Here is a 24,906-nt window from a genome sequence, read left to right as displayed (position 1 = left end):
CACGGCGTTGCTCACGGGATCGCTCACTTCGAGACGGGGGAGATGGTGACGGGCAGTTCGGTGCCCAGGGACAGTTCGGCCGCCCGCCGCACGCACATCGCGGCGACGGCGAGGTCCTGTGCCGCCGAACCGACGGACTTGTAGATCACGACCGCGTCCGGGTCGTTTGCCGGCCGGCCGGGCGTGCGACCGGAGACGACGTCGGCGAGCGGGACCACTTTTCCGGCGAGGTCGACGCCCGCCTTCCTCGCCGCGATCAGGTCTCCCGTGTCCTCGGCTACTTCGTCGGCCATGTCGGCGACGATCACCTCTGCGCGGGCGATGACCTCGGTCGCCAGTTCGCGCTGTTCGGGAAGTGTGGACCCGATGGACACGATCGTGACGCCGGCCCGGGCCTCACGAAGGGTCGGCTGCTCGTCGCGGGAGCGGGCCGCGCAGATCACCAGGTCGGCATCGGCGACGGCCGCCCCGGAACTCTCCGCGGTGGCGAGCGGCAACCCGAGATCGGCGAGTTCCCGGGTGAAGCGGGTGCGGCTGGCCGGGTTGGGGCTGAACACCGTGACGGACGACAGCGTGCGCGTCGCCGCCAGGGCACGGACGTGGTTCTGCGCCTCGAAGCCGGATCCGATCACGGCCACGCGAAGGGGACCGGCGGGGGCGAGCAGGTCGGCGGCGAGTGCCGAGGTGGCTGCGGTACGGAAGCCGGTGATGGAGTGGCCGTCCAGGAGCGCCGTCAGCTCCATGCTCTCCTGGTCGAACAACGGGATCAGATACGAGGCGCGCCGGTGCCGCGGTGAGGCGGCGATCAGCTTGGCCCCCATGGGGCCGCCGTCGCCGGGCACACCGCTGAGGGTGCGCAGCCACAGGCCGTCTCCGCGAGCCATCGTGCGGGCCGGGAAGCGGGACTCGTCGGGCGGTGCCGCGTAGGCGCTGTGCAGTGCCGCGATGGCGTCGGCCCAGTCGAAGGCGGCTCGGACGTCGGCGTCGGTGAGGAAGACGGTCAACTCGGGGCTCCGTGCGGGACGAAGGGACAGGGGGCCATGGGGGTCAGCAGGAGGCCGTGACGGCGTCGATGTGCAGAGGCGCGCCGGTGCGGGCGCGGATGGCGTCGGCGGTGATGCCGGGCGCGGTCTCGACCAGCGCGAGCCCTGTGGGCGTGACGTCCAGGACGCCGAGGTCGGTGATGATGCGGTGGACGCATCGCTCGCCGGTCAACGGCAGGGAGCATTCCCCGACGATCTTGGGGGTGCCGTCCTTGGCCGTGTGGTCCATCAGGACGATGACGCGCCGGGCGCCGTGGATGAGGTCCATGGCGCCGCCCATGCCTTTGACCATCTTTCCGGGAATCATCCAGTTGGCGAGGTCGCCCGTGGCCGACACCTGCATGGCGCCCAGGACGGCGGTGTCGATGTGTCCGCCGCGGATCATCCCGAAGGACAGCGCGGAGTCGAAGAAGGACGCGCCGGGCAGCACCGTGACGGTCTCCTTGCCGGCGTTGATCAGGTCGGGGTCGACCTCGTCCTCGTACGGGTAGGGCCCGGTGCCGAGGATGCCGTTCTCGGAGTGCAGTACGACGTGCACGCCGGCCGGCAGATGGCCGGGGATCAGGGTCGGCAGGCCGATGCCGAGGTTGACGTAGGAGCCGTCGGTGAGTTCGGCGGCGGCGCGGGCGGCCATCTGGTCGCGGGTCCAGGCCATCAGGTGCGCACCGTTCCTCGTGTCGGAGACGCGGAGATCGAAAGGCGCTCGACCGGCTTGTCGGCTGCCTCTTCAGCGGTGAGGGCCACGACCCGCTGGACGAAGATGCCGGGCAGGTGCACCTCGTCGGGACGCATCTCCCCCGGTTCCACGAGCTCCTCCACCTCGGCGACGGTGATGCGGCCGACCATGGCGGCGAGCGGGTTGAAGTTGGCGGCAGCCTTACGGAAGACGAGGTTGCCGTGCCGGTCGCCGCGCCAGGCCCGTACGAGGGCGAAGTCGGTGGTGATGCCGTGCTCCAGGATGTGGGTACGGCCGTCGAAGTCGCGGCTCTCCTTGGGCGGCGAGGCAACGACGACCGAGCCGTCGGCCGCGTACCGCCAGGGCAGTCCGCCCCGCTCCACCTGAGTGCCCACCCCGGCCGGGGTGTAGAAGGCGGGGATGCCCGCCCCGCCTGCGCGCAGCCGCTCGGCGAGCGTGCCCTGCGGGACCAGTTCCACCTCCAGTTCGCCCGAGAGGTACTGGCGGGCGAACTCCTTGTTCTCGCCGACGTAGGAGCCGGTCACCCGGGCGATGCGGCCCGCGGCCAGCAGCACTCCCAGACCGCGGCCGTCGACTCCGCAGTTGTTCGAGACGACCTTGAGACCGGTGGCGCCCTGGGCGTGGAGGGCCCGGATGAGCACGGCGGGAACACCGCTGAGGCCGAAACCCCCGACGGCCAGCGAGGCTCCGTCCGGAATGTCGGCGACCGCCTCCGCGGCGCCGGCGCTGACCTTGTTCACTTGCGATGGTCCTTTCTGGTGGCGGCACGGCCCAGGGCGTCGGTCATGGCGTCTCCGGTCGCAGGGCGTCCGAGACGGACTTGACTCCGCCGTGCGCGGTGAGTCCGCCGTCGACGGGGATCTCCGCGCCGGTGATGAACGACGACTCGTCCGACAGCAGGAAGACGATCAGCGGGGCGACCTCGTCGACGGTGCCGGTACGGCCGAGCGGGGTCTCGCGGATGTTGGCCTCGCGGAAGGCGGGGGCGGCGGAGGCGGTCATCTCGGTCTCGATGTAGCCGGGGTGGATCGTGTTGACGCGGATTCCGCGCGGTCCGAGTTCCAGCGCGGCCGCCTGGGACAGCCCGCGCAGGCCCCACTTGCTGGCGGTGTACGCCACCGGGTAGTGGGCGGTGAGCGCGGCGGAGGAGCCGACGTTGACGATCGAGGCGCCGGGCGGCATCAGCGGGGCGAGGCGCTGGATGCCGAGCAGTGGGCCGGTGACGTTGACGGCGTGGACGCGGTCGAAGTCGTCGGGGCGTACGTCGCCGAGCCGGGCCCGCCAGGTGATGCCCGCGTTGTTGACCAGGCCGTGGACCTGCCCGTACGCCTCCTTCAACTCGGCGGCGAGTTCGGCCCAGTCCTGCTCGCTGGTGACGTCGAGACGGCGGCAGCCGGGTGCCTCGGTCACATCGGTGGCGATCACCCGGGCGCCCTCGTAGGTCAGTGCCTCGGCCTCGGCGGCACCCTGGCCGCGCGCCGCGCCGGTGACCACGACCACCTTGCCCAGCAGCCGCTTGGGGCTCAGGTCCGTCATGGCCGCTCCCGGCTGCGGCGCCGACCGGCCGGCAGGGGCACGGGATCGACGCCGGGGACGACGGTGTTGGTGAGCGTGCCGATGCCCTCGACGGTGAGCGAGACGGTGTCACCGGGCCCCAGCGGCGGCGGAGTCCGCTCGCCCCGCAGCCCCCACAGCTCGGCCAGGCAGCCGCCGTTCCCGCAGGTGCCCGAGCCCAGGACGTCACCCGGCACGACCCGGGTGCCCCGGGAGGCGTAGGCGACCATCTCCTCGAAGGTCCAGCTCATGTTGGACAGCAGGTCCTCGCCGACCACCTGTCCGTTGACCTCGGCGGTCAGGGCCAGCCGAAGAAAGCCCTCCGCGTCCCGGTACGGCTCCAGTTCGTCGGCGGTGACCAGGTACGGGCCGAGGGTGGTGGCGGTGTCCTTTCCCTTGCAGGGGCCGAGGCCGACCTTCATCTCGGCGGACTGGAGGTCGCGCGCGGACCAGTCGTTGAAGACCGTGTAGCCGACGATGTGCTCACGTGCCTGCTCGGGGGTGAGGTCACGGCCCTCGCGGCCGATGACGGCGGCGACTTCGAGCTCGAAGTCCAGCACCTGGGACCCCGGGGGCATGGGAATCTCGTCGTACGGCCCGAACACGGCATGGGGGTTGGTGAAGTAGAAGGTCGGCGCCGCGTACCAGGCATCCGGCACGCCACTCGCCCCGTCGACCGAGCGTCGTACGCCCTCGACATGCTCCTCGAAGGTGACGAAGTCCCGTATGGAGGCCGCTCGGAGCGGCGGCAGCAGTCGCACCTGAGAGACATGCGGTCCTGCGGAGGCATCGAGGGCCGCGGCCCCCGCCTCCCAGAGGGCGCCGGCTGTGATCAGTTCGGTGAGGGTGCGCCCGCCGGGGACCGGGTGAAGGCGGCCGTCCTCACCGACGACAGCGACCTGGCGCTGGTGTCGGTGCTCGTACGCGGCGAAACGCATGTGGGGCTCCAGGCTCTGTTACTACGGGGTTCTCGGGGGCGGGAAGCCCCGGGGGCGCGGCGGGCAGCCAGGGCAGGACAGGACGTGCCGCGCCCCCGGAGATGAAGGGGGATCAGACCGGCGGGGCGACGAACACGCCGCGGTCGACGTCGTTGAACGACTCCTTGGCGACGAGTTCGTTCATGGGGTTGGCCGTGCCCCACTGGTCGGCGACCTCGGGCTGGGAGAAGTCGTAGACGTGCGGGTGCCAGGTGTCCTCGTCGACGAGCTCCAGCTCGGTCGTGTACTCGACGGTGTTGCCGTGCGGGTCGAGGAAGTAGGTGAAGGTGTTGTCGCCCGCTGTGTGCCGGCCGGGACCCCAGACCTTGTGGACTCCGGCCCGCAGCAGGCGTCCGGTACCACGCAGGTACTCGTCGACGCCGCGCATCTCGAAGGAGACGTGGTGCACGGAGGTGTGCGGGCCCTGCGCGACGGCCATCGAGTGGTGCTGGTTGGAGATCCGCATGAAGTGCATGACCTCGCCCATGTGCGGCGAGCTGAGCGTGTCGGTCAGGCGGAAGCCGAGGTGGCGCTCGTACCACTCGCGGGTGCGGTTGAGATCCGGGGAGTTGAGGACGACGTGGCTCAGCCTGACCGGGATCGACTCCTTCTCCTCGATCCTGCGGTGCTGCCGGGCCTCGACGTCGGCGGAGACCTCGATGGTGCGGCCGTCGACGTCGAAGAAGCGGAAGCCGTAGCCGCCTCCGGGGGTGTCGACCTTGCCCGGCTGGGAGATCAACTGCACACCGTCGGCGAGGAGTTGATCGGCGAGCGTGTCCACGTCGGCCGGACTCGCGGCGCCGTAGGAGACGAGGTCGAGGCGCTTCTCCTCGGCCTTGCGCAGCCGGACGACGTACTGCTCCGGGCTTCCCTCAGCGGCCAGGAAGGAGATGCCGGAGTCCTCGGCGACCTTGGCCAGGCCCCAGACGCCGGCGTAGAAGTCGAGCTGCTTGTCGTAGTCGGGTACGGCGAGGTCGACGTGACGGAGGTGGGTCAGCAGGCGTGCACTCATGATGGGTTTCCTCCTGTGGGGGCAGGTGAGCGTGGGGTCAGGTGAGCCGCAGCAGCGCTGCCGCGTTGCCGCCGCGTACGGCGTGGAAGTCGGCTTCGGACAGGTGGGCGGCGCGTAGTACCCCGACGGGGTCCTCGGTGCCCATGTCGAAGGGGAAGTCGGAGCCGAGCACGACCCGGTCCGCGCCCGCGGCGGCGATGAGCGCACGCAGGACGTGGGGGTCGTGGACGAGGGAGTCGAAATAGAGCCGCTTGAGGTAGCTGCTGGGCAGATGGGCGCAGTCCGTGCCCGCGTCGGAGCGGACGGACCAGGCGTGGTCGGCGCGGCCGATGTGGGTGGGGAGGTAGCCGCCGCCGTGCGCCGCGATCAGTTTCAGTCCCGGATGGCGGTCCAGGACCCCGGAGAAAATGAGGTGGGACAGCGCGACGGCGTTCTCGGTGGGCTGGCCGACGCTGTTGGACAGGTACCACCGGTCGAGCCGCTCGTCGAGGGTGCAGCCGAACGGGTGCAGGAAGAGCACCGCGCCGGTTTCCTCGGCCCGCTTCCAGAAGGGCTCGTAGGCCGGGTCGGACAGCTCGCGGCCCGGCGCGTGGCTGGAGATCTCCACACCCAACAGGCCCTGTTCCAGGGCGTGTTCGAGTGCCGGGACGGTCAGTTCGGGGTGGTGCAACGGGACCAGGCCCAGCCCCTTCAACCGGTCTGGTGCGGCCGAGCAGTGCGCCGCCGTGCCCTCGTTGGCCAGTCGGCACACCTTGTCGGCGGTCGCCTCGTCCGTCCAGTGGTGGTAATGCGACGGGGAGGGGCTGACGAGCTGCACATCGACGCCCTGGGCGTCCATCGCGGCCAGCCGCACGCCGGCGTCGGTGAGCCGGGGAATCCGCTCGCGCACCATGGGCCCGTTGACGCCGAGCGCGGCCGGTCCGTTGCGACGGGCGTCGAGCGCCCTCGCCTCGGCCAGGCCCGGCGAGCCGTCCACCAGTGCCTCGATCGTGGGCAGCAGGACGTGGGCGTGCACGTCGACCGTGGACCAGGGGTGCGCGTCAGCGCTCGTCGAGGGCTGGTGGCCGGGTGGCGGGTGGGAGGTCACGGCAGGTCCCTGAGCATGGTCGACATACGGTTGACCAGGCCGGGCACATCGGCGTCGCGCACCTCGTCGAGCTGCCACTGTCCGATCTGCATGGAGGCGTCCACCACCGGGCGCACCCGCGCGATGCGGCGCTCGTAGTACGTCTGGAACAGCTGGTCGTCCCAGTCGTCGGTGCCGGTGAGCAGTTCGGAGAGGACGAGCGCGTCCTCCAGGGACATCGCGGCGCCCTGAGCCAGGGTGGGCGGGCAGCAGTGGACCGCGTCACCGATCAGCACGACCCGTCCGCGGTGCCAGGAGTCCTCCACCAGCAGCCGGTGGTACCACGTGTAGTTGACCTTCGCCGGATCGTCGATGTGCTTGACGATCTCGGTCCAGTGGCCGCCGTACCCCTGCACGAGGTTGCGCATCTCGTCGGCGTAGCTCTCGGGGGGTATGGACGCGCGATCGCGGTTGGCCTCGACCGCGTAGGCGTAGATGGTGTCCCGGCTGGTGGGGCAGTATCCGGCGATGTAGGCGGGGCCGCCGTAGGCGAGGTCGGTGCGCTCCAGGCCCTCGGGGCGGGGAGCGGCGATGCGCCAGATGGCCATACCGGTCGGCACGGGACGGTCGGTGATGCCGATCGCGGCTCGTGTGCTCGACCCCATGCCGTCCGCGGCGATCACCAGGTCGTAGCGGCCCTCGCTGCCGTCGGTGAAACGCACCCGGACTCCGTCGGCGTCCTGGTCGAAGCTCTCCGCCCGGGTGCCGAGGCGGATCGAGGCGCCGCTCGCCCGGACGGCGTCGATGAGGATGCACTGCAACTGCGGTCGCTGCATGCCGACGGTGGCGGGCAGGTCGTCACCGCCGGTGCGGATGTCCTCGACGACGTGCAGGACGGTGCCGTCCGGGCCGGTGATGCCGAGCGATCCGAAGCCGAACCCGGAGGCCCGCACCTGCTCCCACACGCCCAGTTCGCGCAGGACCCGCAAGGCGTTGCCCTGGACGGTGATGCCGGAACCCGCGGTGGCGTTCCAGTCCTCCCTGGCCTCGATGAGGTCGACGGTCAGTCCGGCCCTGCGCAGCAGGATGGTGACGGCGTTGCCGGCCGATCCGCCGCCGACGACCAGGACGGTGCGGGATGTTCTCATAGGGGAAGTCCTTTGTCCTCAGGCTGCTCTGAGCGAGGGCTACTTGACGGCGATCGGATTGACGGGAGAGCCCACGGCGCCCGTGATCGGGAGAGGGGCGGCGGTGAGCCAGAACTCGTACACCCCGTCGGCCGCGCAGTCCGCGGCGAGCGTGTCGAGATCCCACATCTCGCCGATCAGCAGGCCCATGTTGGGGATGACGACCTGGTGCAACGGCTGGAAGGCGTGCTCGAACTCGTTCGGGCGGACCTCGAAGCCCCATGTATCGGTGGCGATCGCGGCGATCCGAGTGCGGTGCAGCCAGCCGGCCGTGGTGAACGACAGGCCGGGCGCCGGGCCGCCCGCGTAGTCGCCCCAGCCGTCGCGGCGGACCCGGCTGAGCTGCCCGGTGCGTACGACGACGAGGTCCCCGCGGCCGATCCGTACGCCGTGGGCGGCGGCGGCCTGGGTGAGGTGCTCCTCGGTGACGGCGAACCCGTCGGGCAGTTCCCCGCCGTCGCCGACCACACGGCCGACGTCCAGCAGCACACCGCGCCCGGCAATGTACGGCGCCATGTGCTCGATGCCCGTGACCAGGTCGCCGTCGGAGGTGACGACCTCCTCGGCCCGGCGGCCGTTCCACGCCTTGCCGTGGTCGAAGATGTGCCCCAGGCCGTCCCACTGGGTCGAGCACTGCAGCGGCATCGCGATGACGTCGTCGGCACCGCCGATACCGTGGGGGAAACCCTGGTTGCCGAGGGCTGCGTCGGTGCCGGTGTCGAGCATGGTGTGCACGGGGTTCGTCCGCCGGCGCCAGCCCTTCTGCGGGCCGTCCATGTCGAACCGCTGCGACAGCGAGAAACTCGCGCCCCGTCTGACGAGCGCGGCGCCTTCGCGGCGCTTGCCCTCGTCGAGGAAGTTGAGGGTGCCGAGGACATCGTCCTCGCCCCAACGGCCCCAGTTCGAGTACGTCTTGGCGGCCTCGGCTATCGCGCCCTCGGGGTCGTACCGGTTCATGAAGCCGTCTCCCCGATACACCGGGTGCGCTGGGCGCCAAGCCCGGTGATGGAACCCTCCATGACGTCGCCGTCACGCAGCAGCCGCCCCCAGTGGATGCCGTTGCCGGCCGGGCTGCCGGTCAACACGAGGTCACCGGGCAGGAGTTGGCAGGTCCGGGAGATGTACGACACCAGCCTGGCGACTGAGAAGAGCATGTCCTTGGTGGACTCGTCCTGCATGGTGTCGCCGTTGAGTCTGAGCGTGACCCGCAGATCGCCGGGGTCGGCGATCGACTCGGCGGGGACGATCCAGGGGCCGAGCGGGGTGAAACCGGGGGCGTTCTTGCTGCGCAGCCAGTCGGTGCCGATGGCGGGCATGTCCCGGCGGAAGACGGTGGCCCGGTCGGTGAGGTCGTTGGCGATGGTGTAGCCGGCGACGTACTCCAGCGCCTCGTCCGTGGACACCCGGTGGGCGGGTTTGCCGATGACGGCCGCCAACTCCAGTTCCCAGTCCGGCTTTTCGGCCCAGTCGGGAAGGTGTACGTCGTCGTACGGCCCGGTGATCGCACTGGGCAGACCGATGAAGACGTACGGCAGGTCGTCAGCCGCCCGCCGGTCCATGACCGCGGCGATCTCCTCGCGGGCCTCCTCGACCGTGCGGGGGTCGTCAGGGGCGCGATGGGCGACCTCCAGGTCGATCACGTGCTGCCGGTAGTTGGCACCCGACTGGAAGACCTGCCGGGGCTCCACCGGAGCGTGCACCCGCAGGCCCTGCAGAGGCTGCCAGGCGGCCCTGTCGTCCCCGGCGAGGGCGTGCAGGCGGGGCGTGGCCTCGGCCCACCTCTCCAGGAGGGTGCGGGTGGTCAGCTCCAGCTCGCCGAAGGCGGCACGCAGGTCGAGGGCGCGGCCGTCCGGCGTGACGAGAGCGGGAAACACGGCCCCGTCAGGGGCGGAGAGAGTACCGAGGGCGAATGGTCCGGCGAAAGGGACGGACGTGGCTGCGGGTTTCACGAACGTGTCCTCCTGATTGCGATGGGACTAATCTGGCCGCAGCCCTTGGGATAAGGGAAATCGATTATGCGGATGGCAGCCATCCGTCGGACTTATCCCGTCGACGCATCGCACGCTGGAGTGCCGCCGTGAACCTGGCAAGCCTTGATCTCAATCTGGTCGTCGCCCTGCGCGCCCTGCTGGAGGAGCGCAACGTCACCATGGCCGGTCGGCGCGTCGGTCTGAGTCAGCCCGCGATGAGCGGCGCGCTCGCCCGGCTGCGCCGGCACTTCGACGACGACCTGCTCGCCCGCGTCGGCGGGCACTACGAACTGACGGCCCTCGGGCAGGTCCTGCTCGACCGCACCTCCACCGTCTGCGACCAGCTGGAACGCCTCTTCACCAGCCAGGCCGACTTCGATCCGGCGACGGAATCCCGTGAATTCACCCTCGGCGTCAGCGACTATTCGGTGGCCGTCTTCGGGGCCGAGCTCACCCGGATCCTCGACCGCGAGGCGCCCGGCATCCGCGTGCGCTTCGTCCAGATCCCGCCCCGCATCACCGAGGTGGCCGGTGCCGTGCTGAGCACCCTGGACGGCGTGATCATGCCGCACGGCATCATCAGCGACTACCCCGTCACCGACCTGTACGAGGACGGCTGGGTCTTCCTCGTCGCCGAGGACAACCCCGAGGTGGGCGACCGCCTCTCCCGGGACGACCTGGCGCGCCTGCCCTGGGTGACGTACCTGCGCGCCTACGACACCCCGGCGGTCCACCAGCTCGGCATGCTCGGCATCGAACCGCGGGTGAGCGTCTCCGTCGACAGCTTCACCGTGCTGCCCTTCCTGGTCGCCGGCACCCACCGGATCGCCCTTGTCCCGGCACTCCTGGCCGAACGCCTGCGCGGCACCGCACCGGTACGGATCATGGCGCCGCCCTACGAGACGGTCCCCCTGCGCGAGGCCCTCTGGTGGCACCCCGTCCACACCCACGACGCCGGGCACATTTGGCTGCGGGACACGGCCGCCCGCGTGGCGTCGGCCGTGCGGGCAGACCCCATCCGCGGCACGGATGACGAGGATCCGGCAGTGCGATCACGGGAGGGGTAGTCGCCGGGAACGGCCTGGCCCATAGTCGGGGCAGTCCCCGACGCCCGCTGTCCCGGGCGCGTCCCCTCCGGTGCGCCGGTGCCCCGTTGTGTGGCCAAGCCGCAGCGGTTCTGCCCCGCACCCCTGCCACCCCCCGTGGAGTTCGGCATGCCCAGATCCGTTTCCCCGCCCGCGCCCGCCGACAGCCTCCGCCCGAGTACCGAGAACGCGGGGCCGGTGCGCGCCGTGCTCCTGATGGCGGGCAGCTGCCTGCCGGTGCTGGGCGCCGTCCTGCTCGCGCCGGTCCTGCCGAAGATGCAGGAACACTTCGCGGACGTGCCCGGCGCGAAGACCCTCGTCCCCGTCGTCCTGACCGTCCCGGCACTGGCACTGGCACTGCTGGCCCCTTTCGCCGGCGTCATCGTGGACCGCCTCGGCCGGGTACGGCTGCTGGTCTGGGCGACGGTGCTGTACGCACTGCTGGGTACCGCCCCGCTGTGGCTTGACTCGCTCGGCGCCATCGTGATCAGCCGGGTGCTGGTCGGCATTGTCGAGGCGGCCATCATGACCTGCTGCACCACGTTGATCGGCGACTACTACAACGGTCGGACGCGCGAACGCTATCTGGCCCTGCAGACCATGTGCGCCTCCATCTCCGCCACCGCGTTCTTCGTCGTCGGTGGCGCCCTCGGCTCGGCGGGCTGGCGCGCGCCCTTCTGGATCTACGCAGTGGGCCTGCTGTTGGCCCCCGCCATGGCCCTCACCCTGTCCAAGTCCAGGCCGGCCGACGCCGCGGAAACCGAAGAACCCGCGGGCGAGAAAAGGCCGTTCCCCGTGCGCTTGCTGGCGGGCATCTGCGCACTCACCGTGTTCGGCGCGATGGTCTTCTACACCGTGCCCGTCGAGATGTCCTACTTGCTCGACGATCTGGGCGTGAAGTCCACCGGCGTCATCGGCCTGGCCACCGCGGTCGCCAGCGCCGCCACCGTTGTCGGTTCCCTCACCTTCACCAGACTGTCCGGCGGCCCGGCCGGCAGGCTGCCCCTGGTCTTCGCCCTCTGCGCCGCCGGTTTCGTGGTCATCGCCCTGGCGAACAGCCCGGTGATCGTGATCGTCGGCGCGGTGCTCAACTGCCTCGGCACCGGCATGCTGTTGCCCTCACTGCTGACCATCGCGATGTCCAGGCTCAGCTACGCCGACCGGGGCCGCGGCACCGGTCTGTGGACGGCCGCCTTCTTCGCGGGCGAGTTCATCTGCCCGCTCGTCGTGATCGGCCTGGAGTCGGCCACCGGCAGCGTGGCCCACGCCGTCGGCCTCCTTGGTCTCGCCTCGGCCCTGGTCGCCGGCGGGCTGCTGGTCGGCCGTCGCCGGTAACCGTTGTTCGGTCTGCGAGGGGGATCCGGCGAGCCCACGCCACCCGGCCGTCGCCGATCTGCGGAAGGGTCATGGCCGCCAAGCACAGCAGCGAGGTGGGCGCGGCACTGCTGAGGGCAGGGGGACGGCCAGGCCCGAGCTGCGACCGCCGCGCAGGAACAGCACGCTGCGTCAGGGATCAGCTCCCTCAAGCTGAGGCCGTCTCCTCACCGGCTGTGAGGAAGATCCGTACGCCCCGGGCGCCCGGGCGCCGTGCTGTGCCGACGGGTGCCGAGGTGCCGCCGAGCACGTCGGAGAGTGCCAAGGGTGCCGTGACGTGCATGGGGTCCCAGCTCCAGTTGTGGACGACGTGGACGCGGCGGCCGTCGGGCGAGGTCCCGGTGGCGGCGGTCACCGACGGCGGCAGGTTCTGCCGGCCGCTGCCCGGGGCGGGTGCCGGCCAGGCGGCGAGCGCCCTGGCGAGGTCGCGGCCGGGAACCGTGCCGACGCAGGTGACCCGGCCGGCGCCGTGGCGGCGGGTGGTGACGGCGGGCCAGCGGCCGAAGTGCGGGTGGTCGTACGCGGCGAGGACCTCGGCGTCCAGGACGGTGAGTCCGTCGACCCAGCGCGTGGCCGTCGCCTGCTCCGGCAGCTCCAGCGGGCTGCCGGGCACCGCGCGCAGCGTGATGTCCCGCAGCAGGTTGCTGAACTCCTCGTACTGGGCCCCGGCGGCCGTGGTGAGTCGTCGCGGAGCCGGTTCCTGGCGGGCCTTGCCTCGTGGTCGGCGTAGCCGGTCCTCGGTCCTCGGTCCGAGGGCCAGGTGGCCGCCCGCGTGCGCGTAGGCCGCGAGCCAGTCCAGTGTCCCGTCGTCGGCCACGTACAGCGCCGGGACGACGAGGACCGGATGGCGACGCACGGCCGTCAGCGTCGGTTCGACCTACTTCGCCGGTGGCCGTGCCGCCACCACGCATCTGCTCATCGTGACCAGCACGCCGGACAGCACCGCGAGCAGGTGGTGATGACGAACGACTCCGCGTTGGGCCGCAACGTCTGCACCGCACGGTGCCGACCCCTCCAGCGCCAGTTGCCGCATGTCGGAGCGGGCCGCAGGCGGGGGCGGGCAGGTCGGCGCGGACCGGTCGCAGTTGCCGTATCCAGCGGCCTTCGGCAGTCATCTACCTGCCCTGTCTCCCCGGACCGGCGGCACAGCCGACTGGTCCGCCGACCCGAGCGGCTGTCCGTCAACCGGAGATGCCGAGTCGTTCCGCGAGCTCGTGGGCGCCGACGCCGTACGTCTCCCGGATCCGTACGCCGTCCGGGCCGACGTCGAAGACGCCGTGGTCGGTGTAGACGCGGCTGACGCAGCCGACGCCGGTGAGCGGGTAGGTGCAGTGGGGCACGAGCTTCGGTTCGCCGGAGCGGGTGAAGAGGGTCATCATCACGTAGACGTCCTTGGCGCCGATGGCGAGGTCCATGGCGCCGCCTACGGCGGGGATGTCGTCGGGTTTGCCGGTGGTCCAGTTGGCGAGGTCGCCGTCGAAGGCGACCTGGTAGGCGCCGAGGACGCAGACGTCGAGGTGCCCGCCGCGCATCATGGCGAAGGAGTCGGCGTGGTGGAAGTACGCCGCTCCCGGCAGTTCGGTCACCGGGACCTTGCCGGCGTTCGTCAGGTCCGGGTCGATCGCGTCGCCCTCGGCCTTCGGGCCCATGTTGAGCATGCCGTTCTCGGTGTGCAGCACCACCCCGGAGTCGGCCGGCAGATGGTCGGCGATCTTGGTGGGCTGCCCGATGCCGAGGTTGACGAAGGCGCCGGACGGAATGTCGCGTGCGATGACGGCGGCCAGCTCGTCCATCGAGAGCCGGTGGTCGGCGCGCATCTGATCGCTTGGCGTAATGGTCATCGTGCCCCCTGCACCGTGTAGCGGCGGGCCGCCACCTGGACGACCCGGTCGACGTAGATGGACGGCGTGACGACGGACTCGGGGTCGAGCTTGCCGGGCTCGACGACCTCGTCGACCTGGACGATGGTCGTCGTCGCGGCCGTGGCCATGACCGGTCCGAAGTTGCGGGCCGTCTTGCGGTAGACGAGGTTGCCCAGCGCGTCCGCGACGTGCGCGCCGATCAGCGCGTAGTCGCCCTTGATGGGGTACTCCAGCAGGTATCTGCGACCGTCGATCTCCCGCTCCTCCTTGCCCTCGGCGAGCGGTGTGCCGACCGCGGTCGGGCAGTAGAACGCGCCGATGCCGGCACCGGCCGCGCGCATCCGCTCGGCGAGGTTGCCCTGCGGCACCACCTCCAGCTCGATCTTCCCTTCGCGGTAGAGGCCGTCGAAGACCCAGGAGTCGGCCTGGCGCGGGAAGGAGCAGAGCACCTTGCGCACCCGGCCTGCGGCCAGCAGCGCGGCCAGCCCGACGTCACCGTTGCCGGCGTTGTTGGACACGATCGTGAGGTCCTTGGCGCCCTGCCGGATGAGGGCCTCGATCAGATCGAACGGCATGCCCGCCAGACCGAAGCCGCCGACGAGGATCGTGGAGCCGTCCTCGATGCCGGCGACCGCGGCGTCGGTGCTTTCGAGGATCTCCGCCCGGCTCATCGGTCCGACCCCGTGACAGCGCAGTTCTCGAGTACGACGGCCAGCCCCTGGCCGACCCCGATGCAGATCGCGGCGACGCCGTAGCGCTGGTTCGTCTCGCGCAGCACCTTGGCCAGCGTGGCGAGGACGCGACCGCCCGAGGCGCCCAGCGGATGCCCGATCGCGATGGCGCCGCCCTTCTGGTTGACGATGGCGGGGTCGATCTTCCACGCGTCGACGCAGGCGAGCGACTGGACGGCGAAGGCCTCGTTGAGCTCGACCGCGCCCACCTGGTCCCAGCCGATCCCGGCCCGCGCCAGGGCGCGGTTGGCGGCCTCGACCGGGGCGTAGCCGAAGGCCTGCGGCTCCAGTGCCATCACACCGCGGCCCGCGATACGGGCGACCGGCTCGGCACCGATCACGGCCGCGGCCCTCTCGCTGCCCAACAGCACCGCGGAGGCACCGTCGTTGAGCGGGCTGGCGTTGCCCGCGGTGATGGTGCCGCCCTGCTCCGCCGTACGGAAGACCGGCTTGAGCCCGGCCAGGACCTCCGGCGTGGATCCGGCCCGGATGCCCTCGTCACGGGCCAGGTCGACGCCCTCGACCGGCACCACCAGGTCGTCGTAGAAGCCCGACTCCCATGCGGCGTGGGCGAGTTGGTGGGAGCGGGCGGCGAACTCGTCCTGCCGCTCGCGGGAGATCCCGAAGCGTTCCTGGAGCTGTTCGTTGGCCTCGCCGAGGCTGACCGTCCACTCCTTCGGCATCCGCGGGTTGACCAGCCGCCAGCCGAGCGTGGTGGAGACCGCGGTGACATCGCCGGCCGGGAACGGCTTCGCCGACTTCGGCAGCACCCACGGCGCACGTGTCATGGACTCCACGCCGCCGGTCAGCACCACCTCTGCGTCACCGGACTCGATCGTGCGGCTCGCCGTCATCGCCGCGTCGAGGCTGGAACCGCACAGCCGGTTGACCGTGGTGCCGGGCACGCTCACCGGGAGCCCGGCGAGCAGCGCCGCCATGCGGCCGACGTTGCGGTTCTCCTCGCCGGCGCCGTTGGCGTTGCCCCACACCACGTCGCCGATCGCGGCGGGGTCGAGACCCGGCACCCGGGCGAGCGTCGAGGTGATCGCGGCGGCGGCGAGGTCGTCGGGGCGGACGCCGGCCAGCGCGCCGTTGAAGCGGCCGAACGGCGTGCGGGTGGCGGAGTAGAGGAAAGCACTCATGGCCCACACGCTAATCCGGGGCCGCGATATTCTGAAGTACGCATATCCGAGCCGATTGATATGGACGACATATGGATCTGCGCCACCTGCGGTACTTCGTGGCGGTGGCCGAGGAGCGCCACTTCGGTCGTGCCGCCGAGCGGCTCCACATGGCCCAGCCGCCGCTGTCCCAGCAGATCCGCCAGCTCGAGACCGAGCTCGGCGTACAGCTGCTCCACCGCACCACACGCCGCGTCGACCTCACCGAGGCCGGCCGGGCCTACCTGGAGCGGGCCCGCGGGATCCTCGCCGACGTCGACGAAGCCGGCCAGCACGCACGGCTCGTCGCCGCCGGCTCGGTGGGCCACCTCGCGATCGGGTGCGTGGGCTCGGCGACGTACAGCCTCCTGCCCGCGCTCTCACGGCGGCTCACGGAGGAGCTTCCCGGCGTCGACTTCTCCTTCCGCGGTGAGATGCTCGCGCCCGACCAGGTCGAGGCGCTGCGCACCGGCGCGATCGACGTCGCACTGCTGCGCCCCGTGGCGGCCGACCTCTCCCTCACCGTGCACACCCTGCGCCGGGACCGGCTCGTCGTCGCCCTACCGGCCGAGCACCCGCTCGCCCGCCGGAAACGGCTGCGGGCGACGGACCTGGCCGGTGCCGACCTGATCGTGCACTCCGCCGACCGCCGGTCGGTGATGTACGACGTCGTACTGGGCCTGCTGCGCGACGCGGGCGTCGACCCGCACATCCGCCACGAGGTGGGCGAGACGTCGACGCTGGTCACGCTCGTGGCCGGCGGCCTCGGCGTCGCCGTCGTACCCGAACCCGTGACCGCGCTGGCGCTCGACGGCGTCGCCTACCGACCGCTGACCGGGGCCGACGCACGCGTGGAACTGGCCGTCGCCCACCGCGCGGACCGCTCCGAGCCGCACCTGGCACGCACCGTGGGGATCATCCGGGCGATGTTCTGAGACGCACATCGGCGCCGGACAAAGCAGCCCTCCCGGCATGGCGCCACGTGCCTGCCTGGTGACGTCGACCAGCTCGGTGAGCCCCGCGCAGGCGTCGGGACCGGACCGCCGAGGCCATCGGCTCGCGGGGCCACATTCCCAATGGACGCCCTGCACCCCTGAACTCGACCGCAACCTCCTCCTCACCAGGGATCCGGTTCCGATGGGCTCTCGTCGTGTCCGGGTGTCGGGATCGGGGCTGCAGGAAGCGCGCGGGTTGCAGGATTCCTGCACGCACCACGACCGGAACCCATACGCCGGCACATCCTCGATCAGTAAGGAGGCGATGAGTGCGGCGATGGCGAGGCGGGCTCCGGCGAGGAAAGTGAGGTGGGTGGCGTGGGCGACATCGTGGATGTACAGGTCACGCGGCTCGAGTGAGGTGCGCCGAGGCGCCGGTTGAGCCGGTTCCTTGGCCGGAGGTGGCCCGTGCGGGTGCCGGCGAGAGTGATCAAGATCTTCATCGTCGCGTCACCGGTAGGTGAACACAAGGGTGACCCGACCCTGAGAAGACCAGATCCGGGTGGAGGACGGCGTCAGCCCCGCGCGAGAGGCCCGCCGGTCCGGGAGCCCGGTGCTCTCGCGCTTCCCGAGAACGGGCTGGGTGCTGGCTTCGACAAGCGGGAACCTGGCGGTACCGACTCAGTGGTGTGCGGTCAAAAAACCCCGGTGCCAGGAAGGAATCGAGGATGGTGAAGACCGCTGCGGGCTCCTCACGGGTGGGCAGGTGCCCGCCGCCCGGGACAAGTTCGAACCGCACGTGCGGGAACGCTGCCGCATAGGCGCGGCCGAAGTCAGGCGTGACGACCGTGTCGTTGCCGCCCCAGATCACCAGCACCGGGCAGGTGACGGTGAAGAGGCGGGGCAGCAGGCCCGCATCCGCCATGGCCGGCCCGGCATAGGCGCGCAGGGCCGCCATCGACTGCGCAGACGGTCCGCCGCGCGGCGCCGGTGCGCCGGCCAGGAACGCGGGCCCCGGAGCCGGTGGCCCGGCGGGCACAGTGACCTGCCGACCGGGCACCACCGGGCCGATGGCGTCCATGAGGACGAGCCGCGCGATCCGGCCCTCGCGGTCGTCCAGCACCGCCTGGGCGGCGACCCAGCCGCCGAAGGACGTGCCGATCACCGTCACGTCCCTCAGCTCCAGGTGGCCGAGCAGGTCCAGGTAGACGGCGGCGAGTGCCGGCACGCAGTCCAGGTCGTCGGGCCGTACGGTGCCGTCCCAGCCCGGATGGGTGGGCACCACAACCCTGTGATCCGATGCGAGATGGTCGACCATGTGCGCGAGGCTGCCAGGACCGGGGCCGCCGTGAAGAACGAGGACCGGGCTGCCCTGGCCGGCCTCGCGCAGTTCGAGGCCGAGACCGAGCCCGACCTGGACGGTATGCCGGAGAGGCGAAGTCGGCGAGGTCATGGATTCCTCCCTGGGGGCGGCATGTGGGGAAGGTCGGACGGCTGTCAGCTCCGATCTCACTGGGCTGCCGGGCCGGTGGTGAAGAACTCGACCATCTGCTCCAGGCCCCGCTCGCCGAACATCATGTCCAGGCTGGCGGCGGACTCGGCGGCGGATGCCTCGCTACGCGGGAAGAGCACCTCCTCGTAGGCGGCCAGGGCGGCCTCGGCATCGCCGGGGTGGGCGGCGATGGCCAGGGCGAGGTCCGCGCCGTCGAGCATGGCCAGGTTGGCTCCCTCCCCCGCGAACGGGGACATCACATGGGCAGCGTCGCCGAGCAGCGTCACGCCCGGCACACGGTCCCAGCGATGCCCGACCGGCAGGGCGTGGATACGGCGCGGAGTGATCGTCTCCGCGTCGGCGACCAGACCGCGCAGGCCCGCGTCCCAGCCCTCGAAGTGAGCGAGGACCGCGGCCTTGGCTGTGGCGTGGTCGGTGAAGTCGATCGTGTCCAGCCAGCCCTCGTCTGCCTTGAGCGCGGTGTAGACGTGGAGCGAGCCGTCGGTCTCCCGGTGCGCGAGGAAACCGCGCTCGTGCCCCAGAGCGATGAAGAATCCACCGCCGACGATCGCGGCGCTGCGCGGGTGGCGGGTGTCGGCCTCGAACAGATCGGTCTCGACGAGGGAGATGCCGGTGTAGACGGGCTTGGCGTCGGAGACCAGCACCCGTACGCGCGACCAGGCGCCGTCGGCGCCGATGAGGAGGTCGGTGGTGATGACCGAGCCGTCGGCGAACGTCACCTCGTGACGCCCGTCGCCCAGCGGCCGGGCACCGGTGACCTTCCGGTTCCAGTGGAGCGTGCCGTCGGGCAGGGAGTTCAGGAGCAGGTCGCGCAGGTCTCCGCGATCCACCTCCGGCCGGCCGCCGGTGTCGTCGTCCTCCTCGGACATGTGAACCGTGCCGTCAGGGCCCAGCAGGCGCATGGCCTGGCCGCCGTCGTGGACGAGCTTGAGGAAGTCGTCGTGCAGGCCGGCGGCGCGCAGGGCCTTCTGCCCGTTCTCCTCGTGGATATCGAGCATCCCGCCCTGCGTACGAGCCGTCGGCGACGCCTCCAGTTCGAAGATCGCCGACTCGATGCCGTGGACGTGCAGGACCCGGGCGGCGGTCAGACCGCCCAAGCTACCGCCGATGATCGCGAGGGGGAAGTGGTGGGTGCTCACGGCGAACCTCTTCAAGGAAGTGAGGGATACGGATGCGCACCGAGGAATCGGCTGCCGTCACCGGCGCCACCCAGGAGCAGGCAGCACTGCACGGCTGTTCGAGAAGTAATCCCACCGGCCACTATCAAGGTAACGAACATGTTCGTTACGAACAAGTTCGCAGAATCACGTGGATCGTCACGACGGGCCGGGACAGTCCCGGGCCTGGCGGTCGGCGCCCACCCGGCGTGCCGGACGGACCCGCGAGACTCAGTCGGCCAGGGCGGGTACGGGAGTCCCCGTGATGCCGTTGACGAGGACGTCGAAACTCCAGCGCATCCGGTCCCGGCCCGTGCCGCTGATCAGGTCCGGCATGTGCGCGGTGATCGCCGGATGCGTGGTCTCGTCCACGGCGTGCAGCGCGCGGACGGTGGCGTTCCAGTCGTCCTCGGAGGTGGGGTCCTGCTCATGCGTCGCCTGCTCGGCCGCGGTGGCCGTCGCGTCCTGGAGAAGCTTGTCCACCCCCCAGGCGACCTGTTCGCGGCCGGCGCCGCTGCGCGAGAGGAGGTCGAGGATGCGCTCCACCAGCCGCAGGTAATTCTCACCGCTCGGCCGGGCCACGAGCGCGGACCGGGCGAGCTGCGGGTGCTCGAACAGCACCAGGGTGTACGACGTCATGACAGCGCGGAGCCGATCGCGCCAGTCGCCGCCGCCGTCCCGGTCGGCCAGGTCGACCTCGCCGAGCAGGGAATCCAGGACGGCCGCGTGCAGCTCGGCGGTGTTGGCGACGTAGACGTACAGCGAAGCCGGGCCGGTGTCCAGATCCTGCGCCAGGCGGCGCATCGTGACCTTCTCCAGCCCTTCGGACCGCATGATCCGCACCGCCGTGTCCACAATCCAGCGCCGGGACAGGGCGGGCTTCGCCGGACGCTCCCGGCGGCTGATCGGCTCTCTTCCCACATTCATGACACCGATCGTAACGAACATGTTCGCAAAGCGTAGATGCCAGGTGTAGCCGCCGCTCGGCGGGGTGACCTTCACCGTGACCTCGCTTGCCGCCCTGACCACCTACCGAGGCAGCTTCGAGGTGCTCTCCGGATGGGCGGCGCCCACGTAGCGACATGGCGGTCGACTCGGTGCTGCCGAACAGGCGCATCCGTCCGAGAGGATCGGCACTCTCAGCTGCTCATCGGGGATGCGGTCCTGACGCAGGCCGCTGAGCGTCAGCCCTGGGGACAGAGCTCCGCCAAGAAGGCCTGTGCTCATGGGCGCGTAGGCAGGGTCGAATGCGATCTTCTGCCGACCCGGGGCGAGTTGACGGGTGAGCCCCTCCAGGCAGAGGGCGGGGGCGCAGCGGACCGCCTATGCGACGACCTTCGCGACCGCATCGCAAGCCCGCTGGGCGATGCGGTCGTCCGTGGTGTCGTCCGCCCCGCCCACGCCGATGGCGCCGATGACCTCCCCGTCGGCCGTCACGATCGGCACGCCGCCGGCGACCGGCAGAAGGTTGGCATCGATCAGGTGGGGAGGTGCCACCTGCATCTGCGGGGATGCCGCGAAGGCCGCGAACCTGGCCGTCGGGACACCGCTCACGGCCGAGGTGTAAGCCTTGCGTCGCGCGGTCTCCACACCGAGCAGGCCCACGCCGTCGTCACTGAGCAGAACCTTCGTGACACCACTTCGGTTGACCACGACGGCGCACACCTTGTGGCCCTCGGCCCGTCCTGCTTCCAGAGCGGCGAGTGCGGCGCCGTGCGCGATCTCGTAGCTGAGCGGCTCTCGCATGGAGCGGTTCCTTCCCTTGCCGGCCTCTCGTCGACCGAAGGGTCGAGGGGCCGTCTTCCGTGGAGTTCGCTCAGTATGGAGTCGCCGGACGCGAATGTGAAGTGGGGATCACATTCGCATCCAGTACGGCAGATCTCACTGCGCCGGCGCCCCGAGCAGGTACAAACAGGCGACGTTCACCAGCTCATCGGTGAGTTGACGCCACGTCAGAGACCGGTCGGACTCGAACAGTTCGCCGTACAGCACGCGGTTCTGACAGGTCCCGTAGATCAAGCGGTAGACGACATCCACGCGCACCTCCGGCTCCGGCGCGTCGATCATCGGGACGATCGGCTCCAGGAACCGCCGGAAGATATGGGCGGCATCGATGGCGGCCTCTGAGCCGACCCGGGCCACCGCGGGATCGGTGGCGCCCGCGGCCAGGAAGACGCGCATCAGGCGCTCGTGAGCTTGATAGGTCTCGGTGAGTCCGGCGACCGCCGAGGCGACCAGTGCGACCGGGTCCGTGCGCAGCGGAGTGAAGCGGCGAACAATGTCAGCGCCGAACTGATCGATCATGTCGCGCTGCAAGGCCGCGATCAGACGGTCCTTGTCGCCGAACCGCCGATAGACGCTGCCCACCGAGACACCCGCCCGGGCGGCGACGGCCGCGACGGTGAGCGCTTCGGTGCCGCCTTCTTCGAGCAGGGCCGTGCCTGCTTCCAGAATCCGCTGCTGGGTCAGTCGGCTGCGTGCCTGCTGTGCCGGCGGCAGATCGAGGGACGGTTCGGTACTCACCGCACCAGCGTATACGTCCCCAACATCCCCTCCGGCAGCCCCTGTACGCGGCGCCGCCGGACCGCGATCAGCCGTGCGCTTGGCGTTCGTTCCCGCCCCACCGGGCCTTCTGCCGACCGACCTCCCCCCCGGCCGACGAGCACCCGAACGTGACCCTTGACGCACTCGCAGGTTAAATGCGAATGTGAATTAACAATCCTATTAGAGGTCGCGCACGACGGTGCCCTCGCAGTGTTCCCCCACAGCCCTGCATTGCCCCCTCTGCTGTGCACCCGAGCCGCACGGGAGACAGAACGATGACCACCACTTCAGACGTCGACACCGGCACGGCCTACGGCCGCCCGAAGCCCTCCTACAACGCCCGCCTCCGCGAGGTGGGACCCGGTACCCCCATGGGCGAGGCCCTGCGCCGCTACTGGCACCCGGTCGCCAGCTCCGAGACGCTCATCGCCGGTGCCCTGCCGCAGAAGACCCGCGTGCTGGGCGAGGACCTGGTCGTGTTCCGGGACGGGCAGGGCAACCCCGGTGTCGTGATCGAGCGCTGCACCCACCGCGGCGCCAGCCTCTTCTACGGCCGCGTCGAGGACGACGGCATCCGCTGCTGCTACCACGGCTGGAAGTTCGACGTCCAGGGCCGCTGCATCGAGCAGGCCTGCGAGCCGGCCCTCGGGCGCAGGCGCGACGCCGCCCGTCAGCCGTGGTACCCCGTCGAGGAGCGCTACGGCCTGGTCTTCGTCTACATGGGCCCGCCCGAGCTCAAGCCCGAACTCCCGCGCTACGACGTGCTGGAGAACCCCGCGGAGGACGAGAAGTACTTCGCCAGCTGGCCGGTCCCCCACGCCGCGATCACCGGCATGCCGACCGACTTCAGCTGGCTCAACATCTACGAGAACTCCGCCGACCCGACGCACGTCACCTGGCTCCACTCCACGCACAGCGGGTACCAGATGATGGGCACCGGCAAGGCCGGCGGCTATCCCGAGAACTTCTTCGACTCGTCCCTCATCGCCGACCGTGTGACGTACGAGCGCACCGACCACGGGCTGAAGTACACCCAGCGGTTCGAGGTCGAGGGCGAGGACGGCGAGGTCACCGAGTACGGCTTCGCGGTCGAGCAGCACCTTCCCAACGTCTTCGGCCTGCCCGACTTCGTGAAGGTCACCCCCGACAAACGACCCGACCAGTTGCTGTGGGTCGTACCCTCCGACGACACCAGCCACCGCCTCTTCTTCTCGATCCGCACGAACGATCCCCAGCGCATGGTCGGCTTCGTGATCGGCATCACGCAGAACGGCAAGCAGAACCACGAGCTGACCGACGAGGAGCGCCAGAAGTTCCCCGGTGACGCGGAGGCCCAGGGCTCGCAGGGAGCGATCACCCTGGACTCCGAGGAGACCCTGGCCACCTCGGACCGCGGCGTCGTCATGCTGCGCCGCATGCTGCTCGCGATGGCCGACGACGTCGAGGCCGGGCGCGACCCGATCAACATCGTCCGCGACCCGTCGGTGGTCCACCGCACCGAGTCCGGCCTCGTCACCCTCGGCAAGCGCAAGGCGGGCGACGACGCCGATGCCCCGGCCGCCGCCGGCATCTGAGCGGGAACCATGAACAACGAGTGGCTCGACACCATCGTGGTCGCCCGGCACGACGCGACCTCCCGGATCGTGGTGCTCGATCTGGTCAGTCCCGACGGCGTCGAGCTCCCGGAGTTCGCCGCCGGGGCCCATGTCGACGTACTGGTGGACGGTGCCGCCGGGCTGGTCCGGCAGTACTCCCTGTGCGGGCCGCCGCACGACCGCGCCCGCTACCGGCTGGCGGTGCTGGCCGAGGCGGCGTCGCGCGGCGGCTCGCTGGGGATGCACCGGCTCCGCGAGGGCGACAGGCTGCGGATATCCCTGCCTCGGAACAGGTTCGGAGTCTCGGACGAGGCACGTCGCCATGTGCTGGTGGCCGGCGGTATCGGCGTGACTCCCCTGTTGGCCATGGCGCACGAGCTGGAAGCCAGGGGCGCGGAGTACGAGTTGCACTACTGCGCTCGAAGCCGGGCGGAGTCGGCGTTCCTCGACGAGTTGGAGAAGAACCCCCGCGTGCGGCTCCACTTCGACGACGGCCCGGAGGAGCAACGCCTCGGTATCGCCGCCGACTTGGGACCGCCCGACCCCGACACGGCGCTCTACGTCTGTGGTCCCGGGGGCTTCATGGACTTCGTGATCTCCTCCGCCCGCGGCGCGGGATGGCCTGCCGAAGCGATCCACAAGGAGCGCTTCGCACCCGTGGAGGACACCGCCGCCCACACGGCCGGCGGGGCTTTCACGGTGCGTCTCGCCAAGACCGGCGGCGAGTTCGAGATCAAGGACGGCGAGAGCGTCCTCGATGTCCTGCTCGCGGCCGGCGTCGACGCCCCCTACTCCTGCCAGCAGGGAATCTGCGGCGACTGCATCGTCCGCGTTCTCGCCGGCGAGCCCGACCACCGCGACGACGTCCTGACCGACCGTGAACGTGCCGACGGCATGTTCACCACGTGCTCGTCACGAGCACTCTCACCGATTCTGGAGCTGGACCTATGACCACCACGTCCCCCGCACACACCGAGGCCGTCCAGGCGATCGAGCAGGCAGAGGCCGCATGGCTCGTGGCTCTCGTCGAGGGCGAGAAAGCGTTGATCCCCCTCATGCTCGTGGACAGCCGCGTCGTCCATGGCCCGGTCGGGAAGGTCGACGACCGGGAGACCTGGGCCCGCTTCCATGTGACCCGCCGCCGCTCCGTCGCCGCGAAGGCCACGGAACTCGAGATCACTGTGCGCGGCAACACCGCGATCACCACGTGCTTCCACGAGATGTACACCGTCCTCGACGAGAGCATCGCGCCGTTCCCGATGCAAGAGGTGGTGACGAAGGTCTGGGAAGAGACCCCGGAGGGCTGGCGCTTGGCGCACATGGTCATGGGCAGGCGCTTTCCGCCGGTCTGACGTCCCTGAACGGCCGACGGCATGACCCTCACGCCGCTGTTCGATGAACGGACAAGAGGGTTCAGGGCATGCCGCCGGTCATGGAGAGTCCG

Annotated in this window: 25 protein-coding genes; 6 read left to right on the top strand and 19 right to left on the bottom strand. The window is 70.6% G+C overall.

What is annotated here, in order from left to right; all coding sequences use genetic code 11:
• Positions 1 to 23: 23 nt before the first annotated feature.
• The 10 genes from ACIBJB_RS46745 to ACIBJB_RS46700 all read right to left on the bottom strand — a co-directional run bounded on the left by ACIBJB_RS46745 (position 24) and on the right by ACIBJB_RS46700 (position 9,485).
• Complete coding sequence (locus ACIBJB_RS46745; RefSeq protein WP_398940257.1) at positions 24 to 1,004, bottom strand: ornithine cyclodeaminase family protein; 981 nt, start codon at positions 1,002 to 1,004, stop codon at positions 24 to 26.
• Positions 1,005 to 1,047: 43 nt separating this feature from the next.
• Positions 1,048 to 1,698 (bottom strand): CoA transferase subunit B, encoded by a 651-nt coding sequence (locus tag ACIBJB_RS46740; protein WP_398940256.1) that lies wholly within the window; start codon positions 1,696 to 1,698, stop codon positions 1,048 to 1,050.
• Positions 1,698 to 2,480, bottom strand: coding sequence for a CoA transferase subunit A (locus tag ACIBJB_RS46735; protein WP_398940255.1), 783 nt, complete (start codon positions 2,478 to 2,480; stop codon positions 1,698 to 1,700). The genes ACIBJB_RS46740 and ACIBJB_RS46735 overlap by 1 nt, the downstream gene beginning before the upstream one ends.
• 43 nt (positions 2,481 to 2,523) lie before the next feature.
• Positions 2,524 to 3,276, bottom strand: a complete 753-nt coding sequence (locus tag ACIBJB_RS46730) for an SDR family NAD(P)-dependent oxidoreductase (RefSeq protein ID WP_398940254.1) — start codon at positions 3,274 to 3,276, stop codon at positions 2,524 to 2,526.
• Positions 3,273 to 4,232 carry a fumarylacetoacetate hydrolase family protein gene (locus tag ACIBJB_RS46725; protein ID WP_398940253.1) on the bottom strand — a complete coding sequence of 320 codons (960 nt, stop codon included), beginning with the start codon at positions 4,230 to 4,232 and terminating at the stop codon, positions 3,273 to 3,275. Before ACIBJB_RS46725 ends, ACIBJB_RS46730 begins: the two co-directional genes overlap by 4 nt.
• Before the next feature lie 112 nt (positions 4,233 to 4,344).
• Positions 4,345 to 5,283 (bottom strand): VOC family protein, encoded by a 939-nt coding sequence (locus ACIBJB_RS46720; protein ID WP_398940252.1) that lies wholly within the window; start codon positions 5,281 to 5,283, stop codon positions 4,345 to 4,347.
• A gap of 37 nt (positions 5,284 to 5,320) precedes the next feature.
• Complete coding sequence (locus ACIBJB_RS46715) at positions 5,321 to 6,370, bottom strand: amidohydrolase family protein (RefSeq protein WP_398940251.1); 1,050 nt, start codon at positions 6,368 to 6,370, stop codon at positions 5,321 to 5,323.
• Positions 6,367 to 7,497, bottom strand: a complete 1,131-nt coding sequence (locus ACIBJB_RS46710) for an FAD-dependent oxidoreductase (RefSeq protein WP_398940250.1) — start codon at positions 7,495 to 7,497, stop codon at positions 6,367 to 6,369. Before ACIBJB_RS46710 ends, ACIBJB_RS46715 begins: the two co-directional genes overlap by 4 nt.
• A gap of 39 nt (positions 7,498 to 7,536) precedes the next feature.
• Complete coding sequence (locus ACIBJB_RS46705; protein WP_398940249.1) at positions 7,537 to 8,493, bottom strand: cyclase family protein; 957 nt, start codon at positions 8,491 to 8,493, stop codon at positions 7,537 to 7,539.
• A complete protein-coding gene (locus tag ACIBJB_RS46700; RefSeq protein ID WP_398940248.1) occupies positions 8,490 to 9,485 on the bottom strand; it encodes a fumarylacetoacetate hydrolase family protein in 996 nt (331 codons plus the stop codon). Before ACIBJB_RS46700 ends, ACIBJB_RS46705 begins: the two co-directional genes overlap by 4 nt.
• A 128-nt stretch (positions 9,486 to 9,613) precedes the next feature.
• Between ACIBJB_RS46700 and ACIBJB_RS46695 the strand changes: the two genes are divergently transcribed.
• Positions 9,614 to 10,573 (top strand): LysR family transcriptional regulator, encoded by a 960-nt coding sequence (locus ACIBJB_RS46695; protein WP_398940247.1) that lies wholly within the window; start codon positions 9,614 to 9,616, stop codon positions 10,571 to 10,573.
• A 147-nt stretch (positions 10,574 to 10,720) separates the two neighbouring features.
• Positions 10,721 to 11,926: an MFS transporter gene (locus ACIBJB_RS46690; RefSeq protein ID WP_398940246.1), complete on the top strand. Its 1,206-nt coding sequence runs from the start codon at positions 10,721 to 10,723 to the stop codon at positions 11,924 to 11,926.
• Positions 11,927 to 12,113: 187 nt separating this feature from the next.
• Here the strand turns inward: ACIBJB_RS46690 and ACIBJB_RS46685 are convergent, their stop codons facing one another.
• The 4 genes from ACIBJB_RS46685 to ACIBJB_RS46670 form a co-directional block, all read right to left on the bottom strand.
• Positions 12,114 to 12,821 carry a beta-galactosidase trimerization domain-containing protein gene (locus tag ACIBJB_RS46685; protein ID WP_398940245.1) on the bottom strand — a complete coding sequence of 236 codons (708 nt, stop codon included), beginning with the start codon at positions 12,819 to 12,821 and terminating at the stop codon, positions 12,114 to 12,116.
• A gap of 325 nt (positions 12,822 to 13,146) precedes the next feature.
• Positions 13,147 to 13,806: a 3-oxoacid CoA-transferase subunit B gene (locus tag ACIBJB_RS46680; RefSeq protein ID WP_398940244.1), complete on the bottom strand. Its 660-nt coding sequence runs from the start codon at positions 13,804 to 13,806 to the stop codon at positions 13,147 to 13,149.
• On the bottom strand, positions 13,803 to 14,498 hold the full coding sequence (locus ACIBJB_RS46675) for a 3-oxoacid CoA-transferase subunit A (RefSeq protein ID WP_398940243.1): 696 nt from the start codon (positions 14,496 to 14,498) through the stop codon (positions 13,803 to 13,805). The genes ACIBJB_RS46680 and ACIBJB_RS46675 overlap by 4 nt, the downstream gene beginning before the upstream one ends.
• Positions 14,495 to 15,700 carry a thiolase family protein gene (locus ACIBJB_RS46670; RefSeq protein ID WP_398940242.1) on the bottom strand — a complete coding sequence of 402 codons (1,206 nt, stop codon included), beginning with the start codon at positions 15,698 to 15,700 and terminating at the stop codon, positions 14,495 to 14,497. The genes ACIBJB_RS46675 and ACIBJB_RS46670 overlap by 4 nt, the downstream gene beginning before the upstream one ends.
• 71 nt (positions 15,701 to 15,771) lie before the next feature.
• Between ACIBJB_RS46670 and ACIBJB_RS46665 the strand changes: the two genes are divergently transcribed.
• Positions 15,772 to 16,653, top strand: coding sequence for a LysR substrate-binding domain-containing protein (locus ACIBJB_RS46665; RefSeq protein ID WP_398940241.1), 882 nt, complete (start codon positions 15,772 to 15,774; stop codon positions 16,651 to 16,653).
• Positions 16,654 to 17,152: 499 nt separating this feature from the next.
• On the opposite strand, the gene ACIBJB_RS46660 is transcribed toward ACIBJB_RS46665, so the two are convergent.
• From ACIBJB_RS46660 to ACIBJB_RS46640, 5 genes are all read right to left on the bottom strand, one after another.
• Positions 17,153 to 18,106: an alpha/beta fold hydrolase gene (locus tag ACIBJB_RS46660; RefSeq protein WP_398940240.1), complete on the bottom strand. Its 954-nt coding sequence runs from the start codon at positions 18,104 to 18,106 to the stop codon at positions 17,153 to 17,155.
• Between the two features lie 56 nt (positions 18,107 to 18,162).
• A complete protein-coding gene (locus ACIBJB_RS46655) occupies positions 18,163 to 19,305 on the bottom strand; it encodes an FAD-dependent oxidoreductase (RefSeq protein WP_398940239.1) in 1,143 nt (380 codons plus the stop codon).
• A 249-nt stretch (positions 19,306 to 19,554) separates the two neighbouring features.
• A complete protein-coding gene (locus tag ACIBJB_RS46650) occupies positions 19,555 to 20,250 on the bottom strand; it encodes a TetR/AcrR family transcriptional regulator (protein ID WP_398940238.1) in 696 nt (231 codons plus the stop codon).
• Positions 20,251 to 20,646: 396 nt separating this feature from the next.
• A complete protein-coding gene (locus tag ACIBJB_RS46645; protein ID WP_398940237.1) occupies positions 20,647 to 21,069 on the bottom strand; it encodes a heme-binding protein in 423 nt (140 codons plus the stop codon).
• A 135-nt stretch (positions 21,070 to 21,204) separates the two neighbouring features.
• A complete protein-coding gene (locus ACIBJB_RS46640; protein WP_398940236.1) occupies positions 21,205 to 21,846 on the bottom strand; it encodes a TetR/AcrR family transcriptional regulator in 642 nt (213 codons plus the stop codon).
• A gap of 296 nt (positions 21,847 to 22,142) precedes the next feature.
• On the opposite strand from ACIBJB_RS46640, the gene ACIBJB_RS46635 reads away from it, so the two are divergent.
• From ACIBJB_RS46635 to ACIBJB_RS46625, 3 genes are read left to right on the top strand one after another with little or no spacing between them, the layout of a single operon-like run.
• The gene (locus tag ACIBJB_RS46635) at positions 22,143 to 23,441 is read left to right on the top strand and encodes a Rieske 2Fe-2S domain-containing protein (protein ID WP_398940235.1); all 1,299 of its coding nucleotides are present in this window, start codon (positions 22,143 to 22,145) and stop codon (positions 23,439 to 23,441) included.
• 9 nt (positions 23,442 to 23,450) lie between these two features.
• Positions 23,451 to 24,413 carry a PDR/VanB family oxidoreductase gene (locus tag ACIBJB_RS46630; RefSeq protein ID WP_398940234.1) on the top strand — a complete coding sequence of 321 codons (963 nt, stop codon included), beginning with the start codon at positions 23,451 to 23,453 and terminating at the stop codon, positions 24,411 to 24,413.
• On the top strand, positions 24,410 to 24,814 hold the full coding sequence (locus tag ACIBJB_RS46625) for a nuclear transport factor 2 family protein (RefSeq protein ID WP_398940232.1): 405 nt from the start codon (positions 24,410 to 24,412) through the stop codon (positions 24,812 to 24,814). Before ACIBJB_RS46630 ends, ACIBJB_RS46625 begins: the two co-directional genes overlap by 4 nt.
• Positions 24,815 to 24,906: the final 92 nt, after the last annotated feature.

The sequence above is a fragment of the Streptomyces sp. NPDC050759 genome (assembly GCF_044456945.1).
Taxonomy (GTDB): domain Bacteria; phylum Actinomycetota; class Actinomycetes; order Streptomycetales; family Streptomycetaceae; genus Streptomyces.
This window is presented reverse-complemented; position numbering and strand designations above follow the sequence as displayed.